The sequence below is a fragment of the Burkholderia anthina genome (assembly GCF_001547525.1).
GTDB lineage: Bacteria > Pseudomonadota > Gammaproteobacteria > Burkholderiales > Burkholderiaceae > Burkholderia > Burkholderia semiarida.
Window position 1 is genome coordinate 2,032,340 of the sequence record NZ_CM003768.1, and the last position, 14,154, is coordinate 2,046,493.

Annotated in this window: 11 protein-coding genes and 1 pseudogene; 6 read left to right on the forward strand and 6 right to left on the reverse strand. The window is 67.3% G+C overall.

Annotation, left to right across the window (positions count from 1 at the left end; all coding sequences use genetic code 11):
* Nucleotides 1-92: 92 nt before the first annotated feature.
* From WS64_RS09380 to WS64_RS09395, 4 genes are all read left to right on the forward strand, one after another.
* Nucleotides 93-896, forward strand: coding sequence for an inositol monophosphatase family protein (locus WS64_RS09380; RefSeq protein WP_059608913.1), 804 nt, complete (start codon nucleotides 93-95; stop codon nucleotides 894-896).
* Nucleotides 897-1,200: 304 nt separating this feature from the next.
* A complete protein-coding gene (locus WS64_RS09385) occupies nucleotides 1,201-2,823 on the forward strand; it encodes an NAD(P)/FAD-dependent oxidoreductase (protein WP_060310075.1) in 1,623 nt (540 codons plus the stop codon).
* Nucleotides 2,824-3,096: 273 nt separating this feature from the next.
* Entirely contained in the window at nucleotides 3,097-5,754 is a 2,658-nt protein-coding gene (mutS, locus tag WS64_RS09390; protein WP_060966317.1) for a DNA mismatch repair protein MutS, read from the forward strand.
* Nucleotides 5,735-6,967 (forward strand): hypothetical protein, encoded by a 1,233-nt coding sequence (locus WS64_RS09395; RefSeq protein WP_208606833.1) that lies wholly within the window; start codon nucleotides 5,735-5,737, stop codon nucleotides 6,965-6,967. Before mutS ends, WS64_RS09395 begins: the two co-directional genes overlap by 20 nt.
* On the opposite strand, the gene WS64_RS09400 is transcribed toward WS64_RS09395, so the two are convergent.
* A complete protein-coding gene (locus tag WS64_RS09400) occupies nucleotides 6,947-7,489 on the reverse strand; it encodes an FKBP-type peptidyl-prolyl cis-trans isomerase (protein WP_059643952.1) in 543 nt (180 codons plus the stop codon). The two genes, WS64_RS09395 and WS64_RS09400, sit on opposite strands and share 21 nt — an antisense overlap.
* 32 nt (nucleotides 7,490-7,521) lie before the next feature.
* Between WS64_RS09400 and WS64_RS09405 the strand changes: the two genes are divergently transcribed.
* Together WS64_RS09405 and WS64_RS35580 are read left to right on the forward strand one after the other, a co-directional pair.
* Complete coding sequence (locus WS64_RS09405; RefSeq protein WP_060966318.1) at nucleotides 7,522-8,742, forward strand: cupin domain-containing protein; 1,221 nt, start codon at nucleotides 7,522-7,524, stop codon at nucleotides 8,740-8,742.
* 56 nt (nucleotides 8,743-8,798) lie between these two features.
* Nucleotides 8,799-9,045 (forward strand): annotated as a pseudogene (locus tag WS64_RS35580) (hypothetical protein).
* Between the two features lie 307 nt (nucleotides 9,046-9,352).
* On the opposite strand, the gene WS64_RS09410 reads toward WS64_RS35580, so the two are convergent.
* The 5 genes from WS64_RS09410 to WS64_RS09430 form a co-directional block, all read right to left on the reverse strand.
* Nucleotides 9,353-10,129 (reverse strand): MBL fold metallo-hydrolase, encoded by a 777-nt coding sequence (locus tag WS64_RS09410; protein ID WP_060966319.1) that lies wholly within the window; start codon nucleotides 10,127-10,129, stop codon nucleotides 9,353-9,355.
* A 4-nt stretch (nucleotides 10,130-10,133) separates the two neighbouring features.
* On the reverse strand, nucleotides 10,134-11,279 hold the full coding sequence (bamC, locus tag WS64_RS09415; RefSeq protein ID WP_059643943.1) for an outer membrane protein assembly factor BamC: 1,146 nt from the start codon (nucleotides 11,277-11,279) through the stop codon (nucleotides 10,134-10,136).
* A 111-nt stretch (nucleotides 11,280-11,390) separates the two neighbouring features.
* Complete coding sequence (gene dapA, locus WS64_RS09420; RefSeq protein WP_059583362.1) at nucleotides 11,391-12,293, reverse strand: 4-hydroxy-tetrahydrodipicolinate synthase; 903 nt, start codon at nucleotides 12,291-12,293, stop codon at nucleotides 11,391-11,393.
* A gap of 46 nt (nucleotides 12,294-12,339) precedes the next feature.
* Nucleotides 12,340-12,942 (reverse strand): class I SAM-dependent methyltransferase, encoded by a 603-nt coding sequence (locus WS64_RS09425; protein WP_060966320.1) that lies wholly within the window; start codon nucleotides 12,940-12,942, stop codon nucleotides 12,340-12,342.
* Nucleotides 12,943-12,950: 8 nt separating this feature from the next.
* Entirely contained in the window at nucleotides 12,951-14,153 is a 1,203-nt protein-coding gene (locus WS64_RS09430; RefSeq protein WP_006487046.1) for a tryptophan--tRNA ligase, read from the reverse strand.
* Between the last annotated feature and the right edge of the window lies 1 nt (nucleotide 14,154).

The following is a 14,154-nucleotide window of genomic DNA, read 5'->3' on the forward strand; positions in this document are numbered from 1 at the left end:
CGCGTCTCACCTCGCCCCGGCACGCTTGCGCCGTTCCGGGCGGTTGTCCCACTTCGTGGCGGCCCGTGCCGCCGGCTACAGGATCCAGGCTCATGCATCCCATGCTCAACATTGCTGTCAAGGCTGCGCGCCGCGCCGGACAGATCATCAATCGTGCGTCCCTCGATCTCGACCTGATCGAGATCCGCAAGAAGCAGCAGAACGACTTCGTCACCGAAGTGGACAAAGCCGCCGAAGACGCGATCATCGAGACGCTGAAGACCGCCTACCCCGATCACGCGATCCTCGCGGAGGAATCGGGCGAATCGGAGAACGAATCCGAATTCAAGTGGATCATCGATCCGCTCGACGGCACGACCAACTTCATCCACGGCTTCCCGTACTACTGCGTCTCGATCGCGCTCGAGCACAAGGGCGTCGTCACGCAGGCCGTCGTCTACGATCCGAACAAGAACGACCTGTTCACGGCCACCCGCGGCCGCGGCGCGTACCTGAACGACCGCCGCATCCGCGTCGGCCGCCGCGACCGCCTGTCGGACGCGCTGGTCGGCACGGGCTTCCCGTTCCGCGAGAAGGACGGCCTCGACGCCTACGCGCGCCTCTTCACCGAAATGACGCAGGCCTGCACGGGCCTGCGCCGCCCGGGCGCGGCGGCGCTCGATCTCGCGAACGTCGCGGCCGGCCGCCTCGACGCGTTCTTCGAGCAAGGCATCAACGTGTGGGACATGGCGGCGGGCAGCCTGCTGATCACGGAGGCCGGCGGCCTCGTCGGCAACTACACGGGCGACGCCGATTTCCTGCATCGCCACGAGATCGTCGCCGCGAACCCGAAGATCTACGCACAGATGATCCCGATCCTGAACCGCTACAGCCGCGTGCATCCGGCAGCGGAGTAAGCCCGGGCCGCGCCCGCGTGGCGCGGCTTTCGCGCAAACCGCTCGCGCGGCATCGTCACGATGGCGCGCCGATCGTCTGGCGCACGGATAAATCTTCCGTGCACACGGATCGCTTCGTGCGCCTATCCTGAAGTTGCTCGCGTGGCGCGTGCGGGTCGGCGTGTTGCCGCTCGCTCCGCTTCTGCCGCAACGACGGCGAATGGTTTGCGTCCGGCATGCGCGCGCGGCGAACGAGGCCGCCGGCATGCCGGCCCCGCCTGTATCAACACCGCCACGGCGCCGTGGCAATCGCATCCGAGTCCCCATGTTACGGCTAAGCGAAATCAAACTCCCCCTCGACCACCCCGAGAGCGCACTCGAGGCCGCGATTCGCGCGCGCCTCGCTGAGCTCGGCGTGGCGCCAGACGGGTTGCTCCGTTACACCGTGTTCCGCCGCGCGCACGACGCGCGCAAGCGTGCCGACATCAAGCTCACGTATATCGTCGACGTCGAAGTCAAGGACGAGGCGGCCGCGCTCGAGCGCATCGCCGGCAAGCCGCATTGTGGCGTGACGCCCGACATGACGTACCACTTCGTCACCAAGGCGCCCGAGCACGCCGATTTCCTGCGCCCGGTCGTCATCGGCATGGGTCCGTGCGGGCTGTTCGCGGGGCTGATCCTCGCGCAGATGGGGTTCCGTCCGATCATCCTCGAACGCGGCAAGGCCGTGCGCGAGCGCACCAAGGACACCTTCGGCCTGTGGCGCAAGAGCGTGCTCAATCCCGAATCCAACGTGCAGTTCGGCGAAGGCGGCGCGGGAACGTTTTCCGACGGCAAGCTGTACAGCCAGATCAAGGATCCGAACCACTATGGCCGCAAGGTGCTGGACGAATTCGTCAAGGCCGGCGCGCCCGACGACATCCTGTACCTGAGCCGCCCGCACATCGGCACGTTCCGCCTCGTCAGCATGGTGGAAAAAATGCGCGCGTCGATCCACGAACTCGGCGGCGAAGTGCGCTTCGAAACCCGTGTCGACGACATCGAAATCGACCAGGGTAAGGTGCGCGCGCTCAAGCTGTCGAACGGGGAAACATTGCGGTGCGACCGCGTGGTGCTGGCCGTGGGCCACAGCGCGCGCGATACGTTCCAGATGCTGCACGACCGCGGCGTCTATATCGAAGCCAAGCCGTTCTCGCTCGGGTTCCGGATCGAGCATCCGCAAGGCGTGATCGATCGCAGCCGCTTCGGCAAGTTCGCGGGCCACAAGCAGCTCGGCGCGGCCGACTACAAGGTGGTCCACCACGCAAGCAACGGGCGCGCGGTCTACAGCTTCTGCATGTGCCCGGGCGGCACGGTGGTCGCCGCGACCTCGGAGCCCGGCCGCGTGGTCACCAACGGAATGAGCCAGTATTCCCGCGCCGAGCGCAATGCGAACGCGGGCATCGTCGTCGGCATCACGCCGGACGACTATCCGGGCGGCCCGCTCGCCGGCATCGCGTTCCAGCGTAAATGGGAAACGCGCGCGTTCGAACTCGGCGGCGGCGATTACCGCGCGCCGGGCCAACTGGTCGGCGACTTCATCGCGGGCCGGCCGTCGACGTCGCTCGGTGCGGTGGAGCCGTCGTACAAGCCCGGCGTGACGCCGACCGATCTCAGTACCGCGCTGCCGGACTACGTGATCGAAGCGATCCGCGAAGCGCTGCCCGAGATCGACAAGAAGATCGCCGGCTTCGCGATGCACGACGCGGTGCTCACCGGCGTGGAGACGCGCACGTCGTCGCCGATCCGGATTCGGCGCAAGGACGACTACCAGAGCATGAACGTCGAAGGCCTGTATCCGGCCGGCGAAGGCGCCGGCTATGCCGGCGGCATCTATTCGGCGGCGATCGACGGTATCGAAGTCGCGCAAGCGGTCGCACTGAGTCTGACGTCGGGGCACGCGTCCTGATTTGCGGCACGGGGTCGGCGCGCGCAGGCTCGCCAGCCGAGCGCCGCCGGGCCTGCCCCGCTCGTTGCAACGCTTCGGAAGGGCGAAAGACGCGCCGCCCACGGCCATGCGCCCTTCTTCGGTGCCTCGTGGCAAGCGCTCGCGAGCGACCGCGCGAATTCGGCTGCCACTGCACGACAGCGCCGGCAGTCGACCAAACGGCCAACTTCGCGCGTTCACGTCGAAGCCACTGGTAAACTCGGGCAACCCAAGCAACAACTTCATGCCTGACCTATGACCACGCTGTCGCCCGAAGCCTTCGCAGGCCACACTCCAATGATGCAGCAGTACCTGCGCATCAAGGCCGATCATCCGGACACGCTCGTCTTCTACCGGATGGGCGACTTCTACGAGCTGTTCTTCGAGGATGCGGAAAAAGCGGCACGCCTGCTCGACCTGACCCTCACGCAGCGCGGCGCGTCGGCCGGCACGCCGATCAAGATGGCCGGCGTCCCGCATCACGCGGTCGAGCAATATCTGGCGAAGCTCGTGAAGATGGGCGAATCGGTCGCGATCTGCGAGCAGATCGGCGATCCGGCCACGTCGAAGGGCCCGGTGGAGCGCAAGGTCGTGCGCGTCGTCACGCCCGGCACGCTGACCGATGCCGCGCTGCTGTCCGACAAGAACGACGTCTACCTGCTCGCGATGTGCACCGGCCACAACAAGCGCGGCGTCGCGGTCAACATCGGCCTCGCGTGGCTGAACCTCGCGAGCGGTGCGCTGCGGCTCGCCGAAATCGAGCCCGAGCAGCTCGCCGCCGCGCTCGAACGCATCCGGCCGGCCGAAATCCTGACGCCTGACGGGGCAACCGACGCCATTCCCGCCGGCGCGGGCGCAACCAAGCGCGTGCCGGCCTGGCACTTCGACATCGCATCGGGCACGCAGCGTCTGTGCGACCAGCTCGACGTCGCGAGCCTCGACGGTTTCGGTGCGCATTCGCTGACGAGTGCGTGCGGCGCGGCCGGCGCGCTGCTGCTTTATGCCGCGGCCACGCAAGGCCAGCAACTGCGGCACGTGCGCAGCCTGAAGGTCGAGAACGAAACCGAATACATCGGGCTCGATCCGGCCACGCGCCGCAATCTCGAACTGACCGAGACGCTGCGCGGCACCGAGTCGCCCACGCTGTATTCGCTGCTGGACACCTGCTGCACGACGATGGGCAGCCGCCTGCTGCGTCACTGGCTGCATCATCCGCCGCGCGCATCGGTCGCCGCGCAGTCGCGCCAGCAGGCAATCGGCGCGCTGCTCGATGCGCCGGCCAGCGCGAGCCTCGATGCGCTGCGCAGCGCACTGCGCCAGGTCGCCGACGTCGAACGGATCACCGGGCGGCTCGCGCTGCTGTCCGCGCGCCCGCGCGACCTGTCGAGCCTGCGCGACACGTTCGCCGCGCTGCCGGCGCTGCGCGAGCGCATCGGCGCGATCGTCGCGAACGCGGATGCGCTCGCACGCGTCGATGCGGCGCTCGCGCCGCCCGCGGAATGCCTCGACCTGCTGACGAACGCGATTGCCACCGAGCCGGCCGCGATGGTGCGCGACGGCGGGGTAATCGCGCGCGGCTACGATGCCGAGCTCGACGAGCTGCGCGACATTTCGGAGAACTGCGGGCAGTTCCTGATCGACCTCGAAGCGCGCGAGCGCGCACGCACCGGCATCGCGAACCTGCGCGTCGAATACAACAAGGTGCACGGCTTCTACATCGAGGTCACGCGCGGCCAGACCGACAAGGTGCCCGACGACTACCGTCGCCGCCAGACGCTGAAGAACGCCGAGCGCTACATCACGCCGGAACTGAAGACCTTCGAGGACAAGGCGCTGTCCGCGCAGGAACGCGCATTGGCGCGCGAGCGCGCGCTGTACGACTCGGTGCTGCAGGCGCTGCTGCCGTTCATCCCCGAATGCCAGCGCGTCGCCTCGGCCCTCGCCGAGCTCGACCTGCTCGCCGCCTTCGCCGAACGCGCACGCGCGCTCGACTGGGTCGCGCCCACCTTCACCGACGAGATCGGCATCGAAATCGAACAGGGGCGCCATCCGGTCGTCGAAGCGCAGGTCGAGCAGTTCATCGCGAACGACTGCCGGTTCGGCCCCGAGCGCAAGCTGTTGTTGATCACCGGGCCGAACATGGGCGGTAAGTCGACGTTCATGCGGCAGACCGCACTGATCGCGCTGATGGCGTACGTCGGCAGCTACGTACCGGCGAAGTCGGCGTGCTTCGGCCCGATCGACCGGATCTTCACGCGCATCGGCGCAGCCGACGATCTCGCGGGCGGCCGCTCGACCTTCATGGTCGAGATGACCGAGGCCGCGGCGATTCTCAACGACGCGACGCCGCAAAGCCTGGTGCTGATGGACGAGATCGGCCGCGGCACGTCGACCTTCGACGGCCTCGCGCTCGCCTGGGCCATCGCGCGCCACCTGCTGGCGCACAACGCGTGCTACACGCTGTTCGCGACGCACTACTTCGAGCTGACGCAACTGCCGGCCGAATTCCCGCAAGCGGCCAACGTCCATCTGTCGGCGGTCGAGCACGGCCACGGCATCGTGTTCCTGCACGCGGTCAACGAAGGCCCGGCGAACCAGAGCTACGGTCTTCAGGTCGCGCAGCTCGCGGGCGTCCCGGCGCCGGTGATCCGCGCCGCACGCAAGCACCTCGCGTATCTCGAACAGCAGTCGGCCTCCCAGCACACGCCGCAACTCGATCTCTTCAGCGCGCCGCCGGCGGCCGTCGACGATCTCGAATGCGCGGATGCGCCGGCGCTGCCCGACACGCCGCACCCGGCGCTCGAAAAACTGCGCGACATCGATCCCGACGATCTCAAGCCGCGCGAGGCGCTCGACCTGCTGTACGAACTGCGCACGCTGGTCCGGTCGCACGATGCCGACGGGCACGCGTAAGCGCATTGCGCGGGGCCTGCCGGCCCGCGCCGCCGCCGCGCTCGTCGCGGCGGTTGTTGCGTTCGCGCAGGCCGGTGCGCTGGCCGCGCCGCCCAAGCGCAGCGCCGCGCCCTATTCGTTCGCGGTCGTGTCGGGCGTCATCAACGCCCCGGCGGACGAACCGGCCGCGCAGCGGCTGCTCGATGCGATCGCACGGGAGCGCAACCTCGCGTTCGTCGTCTATGCGGGCGATCTCAAAGGCTCGAAGGAAGCATGCCGCGACACGCTGTATTCGCAGCGCGGCGCGATCCTGGATTCGGCGCGCGTGCCGCTCGTGTTCATTCCCGGCCACGACGACTGGATCGCCTGCAACGCCGCGGCGGGAGGCGGCTACGACCCGGTCGAGCGGCTCGATTTCCTGCGGCAGACGCTGCTCGCCGATTCCGCGCTGCCCGACCCCCGTGCGCTGCCGATTACGCGGGAGAGCGAAGTCGCACGGTTCCGGCCGTATCGCGAGAACGCCCGCTGGATGCGCGACGACATCGTCTACGTCGCGCTCAACGTGCCGGCGCCGAACAACCATTATTTGACGGCGGGCGGCCGCAACGGCGAATTCGAGGACCGCGTGATCGCGAACAGCTTCTGGATCGACCACGCGGCCGAATATGCGAAGCGGCGCGAAGCGCGCGCGATGGTCGTGATTTTCGAAGGCGATCCGCAGTTCGAACGCTATGAACGCTCGGAGCGCTTCGCGTGGCTGCGCTTCAACCGGCCGCGCGTGCGCGACGGCTTCCGCGAGCTGAAACGAACGCTGGTGAAGGCCGCGGGGGCGTTCCGGGGCCCGATACTGGTGGTGCACGCGAGCGGCGAACCGCTGGCGAACGGCTTTCTGATCGACCGTCCGCTGCATGGCGACGACGGTGAGCTGGTAGGAAACGTGACGCGCGTCGCGATCGGACCGCGCCATCCGGGGAATCAGTGGGTGAAGGTGAGCGTATCGCCGGCACGGCAGACGATCTTCAACGTCAGCCTGCAGGAAGTACCGAAGAACCTGCCGGTGCCGCCCACGCTGCCGCTCGTGCCGCGCGACGACGTGCCGCTGCCGCAGATGCCGGAAATCCCCGCGCTGCCGGCGCTGCCCGATGCGTCGTCGGTCGCGCCGCCGTTGCAGGGCGACGGCGCCGCACCGGGCGGCGCGTCGTGGCCGGCAAGCTCAGTGCAGGGTGCGCCCTGACGGCGCTTCGCCGTCTTCGTCGTCGTCCTCGTCGAGGATCTCGAGCCCTTCCGCGCCATGCGCGTGCTCGTGCTCGATTTCGTCTTCGGTGGCTTCGCGCACGTCCTTCACGGTCAGCGCGAAACGCAGCGCCATGCCCGCCAGCGGGTGATTGCCGTCGAGCACGACCTTGTCTTCGGCGATATCGGTGACCGTATAGATCAGCGAGTCGACTTCCTCGTCACCGTCTTCCGGCGTGCCTTCGAACTGCATGCCCACTTCGAGCGGCTCGGGAAAACGGTCGCGCGGCTCGATCTTCACGAGTTCGGGATCGTAGTCGCCGAACGCGTCCTGCGGCTCGAGCTGGATCTGCGCCTGGTAGCCAGCCTCGTGGCCGTCGAGCTGTTCCTCGATCTTGGGGAACGTGCCATCATAGCCGCCGTGCAGATAGACCATCGGCTCGTCGCTTTCCTCGATCAGGTTGCCCTGTGTGTCCGACAGCTTGTAAGTGACCGACACGACGGTGTTTTTTGCGATTTTCATCCAATTCTCCCAAATACAAGTCTCATTATACGATGCGCAACCGGTCTCAAGCCGAACCGCGGCAAGCCGCTGCCGCCCCGCTCGGCGCGCCGCCCCCCGATCTTCCCACGCCGCTGCTCGGCGGCCTTACGCCGGCGCAATTCATGCGCGGCTACTGGCAAAAGAAGCCGCTGTTGATCCGCCAGGCGATTCCCGGCGTCGCGTCGCCGGTCACGCGCGATGCATTGTTCGAGCTCGCCGCCGACTATGACGCGGAATCGCGATTGATCACCCATTTTCGTAACAAGTGGCAACTGGCGCACGGCCCGTTCGAACCCGACGCGCTGCCCGCCGTTACGCGCAAATCCTGGACCCTGCTCGTGCAGGGGCTCGATCTGCACGTCGACGCGGCGCGCGCGCTGCTCGACCGCTTCCGCTTCATCCCCGACGCGCGGCTGGACGACCTGATGATCTCGTATGCGACGGACGGCGGCGGCGTCGGCCCGCATTTCGATTCGTATGACGTATTCCTGCTGCAGGTCGAGGGCCGGCGCCGCTGGCGGGTCGGCGCGCAGAAGGATCTGTCGCTGCAGGCGGACGTGCCGCTGAAGATCCTCGAAAACTTCGAGCCGAGCGACGAATGGGTGCTGGAGCCCGGCGACATGCTGTATTTGCCGCCGCACATCGCGCATGACGGCGTCGCCGAGGGCGAGTGCATGACCTGCTCGATCGGCTTTCGGGCGCCGTCCGCGGGCGAGCTGGGCGCCCAGTTCCTGTACTACCTCGCGGAGCGCGGCGGCCTGCGCGACGCGGGCGGCGACGATCTCTACCGCGATCCGAAGCAGCCGGCCGTCGATGCGCCCGCGCAACTGCCGCCGGCCATGGTCGAACGTGTCGCCGAGATCGTCGACGCGATCCGCTGGCGCAAGCGCGACGTCGCCGAATTCCTCGGCTGCTACCTGAGCGAGCCCAAATCGAACGTCGTTTTCGACCCGCCCGAGCGCCCGCTGTCCGAGGCGGCGTTCGTCACGCAGGCGTCACGCCGCGGCGTGCGTCTCGACAGAAGGGCCGCATTGATGTATAACGCGCGCTCGTACTTCATTAATGGCGAGGAAGGACCACTCGAGCAAGCCGGTGAATGGCTGCCCGAACTGGCCAATCAACGCCAGATGGAGGCGAAACGGTTTGTAACACTATCCCGGGCTCCCTCGATGACAGCCTTGTTGCACGAGTGGTATCGTGCGGGCTGGATACGGGTCGGATGCCGGAATTAGTGTGAGTCGCCCCGTATGCCCGTACAGATCAAATTCTGTATGGGAAAGACAACGTATTGACCCCGCATTTGTCGACGGTCGATAGGAAAGTGCATATAATTTCCGCCCAAGCCGTAGGGAAGATTCACGCTCTAAGAAGTGCATCTCCACCAGCGGCCCAGGTCGGTGTTGGAGCACATTACCGGTATTGTTTCGCGCTGTTGCTTACCTTTAACCATAAAAGGACGTGATCATGAAGAAATCCCTCCTCGTAGCTTCCCTGTTGGCTGCTGTTGCACTGGCTGCTTGCAACAAGAGCGCTGATCAAGCTGCTTCGTCGGCTGCAAGCGACGCGGCTGCTGCTGCTTCGTCGGCTGCTTCGGCAGTTGCTGGTGCTGCGAGCGACGCTTCGGCTGCTGCTTCGTCGGCAACGGCTGCTGCGAGCGACGCTGCTGCTGCAGTGGCGTCGGCTGCTTCGGCAGCGACGGCTGCTCCGGCTTCGGGCGCAAGCCAGTAAGCCTTCAGCGTCAGCTGAAAAAAAACCGGCCCGAGGGCCGGTTTTTTTACGTCTGCCGCTTTCGAATCGAGCGCCCGGCAGTCGCTTCGGGCCGCCGCGGCGGCCCCGCCCTGCTCATCCGAGCGTCAGCCAGTCGAAGCCCGTGTCCTGCGAGGCCACGATTACGTCTTCCCCGTCCGTCCCGAGCACGCCGCCAAACGCCTGGCGAGCCAGTTCCGGCAGATTGTTCTGCTGGCTCAGATGGGCCGCGACCAGGTGCTGGAGACGGCTGCGTTCGAGCGACGCGAGGATGTCGGCCGCCGCGTCGTTGCTCAGGTGGCCGTGGTTGCCGCCGATCCGCGCCTTCAGCGACTGCGGATAGCGGCTGGCGGCCAGCATCGCGGTATCGTGGTTGGATTCGAGCACCAGCGCGTCACAGCCGCTCAGGACGGCCGTGATGTGCGGCGTGGCCATCCCGACGTCCGTCAGCACGCCGAGCCGGCGGCTTCCGTCCATGAACACGTACTGGAGCGGTTCCCGCGCATCGTGGGGAACCGTATAGGGCATCACGGCCAGATCGCGGATCGCGGCCGTCTCGTCGCCCCACAGCACATGCAGATCGACATCGGCCTCGTCCGCGCCGACCGCGCGCGCGGTGCCCCAGCTCATGTAGAGCGGCAGCGACGCGCGGCGCGCGAGCGTCAGCGCGCTGCCGACGTGGTCGCTGTGTTCGTGGGTAATGAGGATCGCATCGAGATCGGCGATGCAGAGATTCAGTCGGCCGAGCCGGCGCTCGACCTCCTTGGCGGAAAAGCCGCAGTCGAGCAGCACGCGGGTGGTCGTCGTGCCGCTCGAGGCCTCGACGACCAGCGCGTTGCCTTCGCTGCCGCTTCCGAGGCTGGCGAATCGCACGCGTTCAGTTCAGTTGCGCGTGCAGCAGCGAGATGATCCGCTGCGCGTCCGACGAGTTGTCGATCTGGCCATTCGCGCCGATCACCGCGACCTGCGTGCCGCCGGTGCCTTGCGCGCGCACGTTGACGAGGAACTCCTTGCCCGGCTTCGCCGCCGACGGGCCGCCGTAGAACAGCTTGCCGAACAGGCCGTCACGCTTGAGCTCTTCCATCGAATTCGCATAGCGCACGGTGTACACGCCCTTCTCGCGGTCGCGATTGTCGACCGTGAAGTTGGTCCGGTCGAGCGCGAGGCCCACGCGCAGCCAGGCGCGATCGAACGACTCGGCCAGTTGCAGCGTCGCCGCGCCGCCGCTCGTGTCGCTGACCTGCGCCGGCGCCGTCGCGGGGCGCGCATCGGTCAGCAACTGCTTTGCCTGCGCGTCGGTCAGGCCGAACTTCTGCATCAGCTTCGACAGGAACACGGCTTCGAGCACCGGGTTGCGCGGCCGCTCTTCCCAGCGCGACGACGTGCCGCCCTGCGGGCCGACCATCATTTCTTCCATCGCGCTGTGCGTGATCGAGATGTCGGTGTTGCCGTCGGACGTCCGGTTCACGAGCGTGCGGAAGCGGTCGCGCGTACCCGACGAATACGCGAAATCGATGACCTTGCCGATCGTGCGGCGGAACCAGTCGTCCGGAATGTTCGCGCGGTTCTCGGCCCAGTCGGTGGCCATGATGCCCGTCGACGGCGCATCGGTCTTCAGCGAGAAGCCGTTCTCCTGCCAGAACTCCTTCAGGATCGGCCACAGCTGCTCGGGCGTGCGGCCGTCGACGACGAGCCAGCGGCGGTCGCCGTCGCGCTCGATGTGCATGCCGAGCGGATCCTGCGCGCTCGGGATGCCGTCGGTCGCGTTGCCGGCCTTCGTCGTGGCCCGCGGCGGCAGCGTGCCGAGCCCGGCGTTGGTCGGCGGCGCGACGAACTGCTGCGTCGTCGGCACCGGCTTCAGGTCGCTCGGCACCGCGAGCGGCGGCGCCGAACCGGTGTTCTTGTAGTTGACCCGGTCGGGGGCCAGGTAATCGTTCAGCGTATCGCAGCCAGCGAGCGCGCCCAGCGCCAGCGCCACCACCGACAACTGGATGGCGCGAGAGGAAAAGGCGAAACGTTTCATGAAATCCTTCGTCTTGCTAGAACGCTCGTCAGGAGCGGCGCCGGACGGAGCCGGCCGGTGCGGGTTGATCAGGGGTCGAGCCGGCGGCCGCAGGACGCGGCCGCCTTGCCATCAGAGAACGCCGGCCTCGACGAGGGCCGAACGCACGGCATCGTGGCAGCGCTCGTCGAGCGCCGTGAGCGGCAGCCGGATACCGCCCTGCATCTTGCCCATCGCCTGCAGCGCCCACTTCACAGGGATCGGGTTCGCTTCGATGAACAGGTTCTTGTGCAGCGACAGCAGCTTCATGTGCAGCGTGCGGGCCGTCTGCACGTCGCCGGCCAGCGCCGCGCGGCACAGCTCGCTCATCGCGCGCGGCGCGACGTTCGCGGTCACCGAGATGTTGCCGTGGCCGCCGAGCAGCATCAGCGCGATCGCGGTCGGATCGTCGCCGCTGTAGATCGCGAAATGCTTCGGCGCGGCCTTGATCAGATGCGCGGCGCGATCGATGTTGCCGGTCGCTTCCTTCACGCCGATGATGCCCGGGACTTCCGCGAGGCGCAGCGTCGTCTCGTGCGCCATGTCCGCGACCGTCCGGCCCGGCACGTTGTACAGGATCACCGGCAGGTCGACCGCTTCGGCGATCGTCCGGAAGTGGCGGTACATGCCTTCCTGCGTCGGCTTGTTGTAGTACGGCACGACCTGCAGCGTCGCGTCCGCGCCGACGGCCTTCGCGTGCTTCGTCAGCTCGATCGCCTCGGCGGTCGAATTGCCGCCCGCGCCCGCGATGATCGGGATGCGTTTCGCCGCATGCTCGACCGCCGTGCGGATCATCAGGATGTGCTCTTCGACGTTGAGCGTTGCCGACTCGCCGCTCGTACCGACGACGACGAGCGCATCGGTGCCTTCCGCGATGTGCCAGTCGATCAGTTTGCGAAACGCCGGCAGGTCGAGACTGCCGTCTTCGAGCATCGGGGTGACGATCGCGGGGATGCTGCCGCGGATTTGAATGCCGTCTTGGGTGCCGTTAGCCATGAAACGCGATTGATTGTGTACCGGTAAACGTTGAGATTGTAGCGGATTAGCCGGGCAGTTCGTAACGTGGAATTCCCGCCCCCGCCTTCGGGGTCGCGCCCTCGCGCACCGCGCAAAGACGCTGGACGAACGCCTCGCGCGGCGCGGCGACGAAACCGTCCTCGTATGCGACCACCCGCAGGTGCCCGCGCACGGCGTCCAGCAACTCGCCCGGGGCGAGCAGGAACGCGGGGTTGGACGGCTTTCCGACCGTTTCGTTTCCTTGCGCGAAGGTTTCGTAGACCAGCACACCGCCCGGCGCCACGGCATCGAATAGATGGGGCCAGAGCGGGCGATGCAGATAGTTCGTGACGATCACGGCCGCGAACCGCTCGTCGGCCGGCAGCGGCCATGGCGCGCCTTCGAGATCGGCCGCGCGGGCGTCGACGCCGGGAATCGCGCGCAACGCGGCCAGTGCGACCGGATCGCGGTCGAGCGCGACGACGGGATGGCCGCGCGACGCGAACCAGCGTGCATGGCGGCCGCCGCCGGCGGCAACGTCGAGCACCGCACCGCCGGCCGGCACGAGCCGCGCCCATTGCGCGACCCAGCGCGACGGCTCGGCCTGGCCGACGTGGCCGCCTGCGGCGGCGATGACGGATTCGCTCATGCGCCGGATCAGTTGTACGACAGGCCCATCGCGTCGCGCACGTCGCGCATCGTTTCCGTCGCGTACTTGCGCGCCTTGTCGCAACCGTCCGCGACGATCGCGCGCAGCAGCGACGGGTCGTCCATGTACTTCTGCGCGCGCTCGAGCATCGGCTGCTGTTCGCGCAGGATGCCCTCGACGACCGGCTGCTTGCAGTCGAGACAGCCGATGCCCGCCGAGCGGCAGCCCTTCTGCACCCACTCGTGCGTCGCTTCGTCCGTGTAGACCTGGTGAAGCTGCCACACCGGGCACTTGTCGGGATCGCCCGGATCGGTGCGGCGCACGCGCGCGGGATCGGTCGGCATCGTGCGGACCTTCTTCGTGATCGTCTCGGCGTCTTCGCGCAGGCCGATCGTGTTGCCGTACGACTTCGACATCTTCTGCCCGTCGAGGCCCGGCATCCGCGACGCCTCGGTCAGCAGCGCCTGCGGCTCGACCAGGATGATCTTGCGCGCGCCTTCGAGATAGCCGAACAGGCGCTCGCGGTCGCTCATCGACAGGCTTTGCGATTCCTGCAGCATCGCGCGCGCCTGTTCGAGCGCCTCGTCGTCGCCTTCCTGCTGATACGCGTTGCGCAGCTCGTGATAGAGCTTCGCGCGCTTGCCGCCGAGCTTCTTCGCCGCTTCGAGCGCCTTCTCCTCGAAACCGGGCTCGCGGCCGTACAGGTAGTTGAAGCGGCGCGCGATCTCGCGCGTCATCTCGACGTGCGGCACCTGATCCTCGCCGACCGGCACGAGCGAGCCGCGATACAGCAGGATGTCGGCGGCCATCAGCACCGGGTAGCCGAGGAAGCCGTAGGTGGACAGGTCCTTGTCCTTCAGCTTCTCCATCTGCTCCTTGTAGGTCGGCACGCGTTCGAGCCAGCCGAGCGGCGTGCTCATGCCGAGCAGCAGCGCGAGTTCCGCGTGCTCGGGCACCTTGCTCTGGATGAACAGCGTCGCCTGCGCCGGATCGATGCCGGACGCGAGCCAGTCGATCAGCACGTCCCATACGTTCTTCTCGATGACCTCGGGCGTCTCGTAGTGCGTCGTCAGCGCATGCCAGTCGACGACGCAGAAGAAGCACGGGTACTCGGACTGCAGCTTCACCCAGTTTTTCAGCACGCCGTGGTAATGACCGAGGTGCAGCGATCCGGTGGGTCGCATGCCGGAGAAAATACGTTCTGGGAACATG

Bases quoted from the DNA above. Each gene is read 5' to 3' on its own strand.
- mutS (WP_060966317.1), top strand. From the start codon at position 3,097: ATGACCACGCTGTCGCCCGAAGCCTTCGCAGGCCACACTCCAATGATG.
- bamC (WP_059643943.1), bottom strand. From the start codon at position 11,279: ATGAAACGTTTCGCCTTTTCCTCTCGCGCCATCCAGTTGTCGGTGGTG.
- dapA (WP_059583362.1), bottom strand. From the start codon at position 12,293: ATGGCTAACGGCACCCAAGACGGCATTCAAATCCGCGGCAGCATCCCC.
- WS64_RS09425 (WP_060966320.1), bottom strand. From the start codon at position 12,942: ATGAGCGAATCCGTCATCGCCGCCGCAGGCGGCCACGTCGGCCAGGCC.
- WS64_RS09385 (WP_060310075.1), top strand. From the start codon at position 1,201: ATGTTACGGCTAAGCGAAATCAAACTCCCCCTCGACCACCCCGAGAGC.
- WS64_RS09405 (WP_060966318.1), top strand. From the start codon at position 7,522: ATGCGCAACCGGTCTCAAGCCGAACCGCGGCAAGCCGCTGCCGCCCCG.
- WS64_RS09430 (WP_006487046.1), bottom strand. From the start codon at position 14,153: ATGTTCCCAGAACGTATTTTCTCCGGCATGCGACCCACCGGATCGCTG.
- WS64_RS09400 (WP_059643952.1), bottom strand. From the start codon at position 7,489: ATGAAAATCGCAAAAAACACCGTCGTGTCGGTCACTTACAAGCTGTCG.
- WS64_RS09380 (WP_059608913.1), top strand. From the start codon at position 93: ATGCATCCCATGCTCAACATTGCTGTCAAGGCTGCGCGCCGCGCCGGA.
- WS64_RS09395 (WP_208606833.1), top strand. From the start codon at position 5,735: ATGCCGACGGGCACGCGTAAGCGCATTGCGCGGGGCCTGCCGGCCCGC.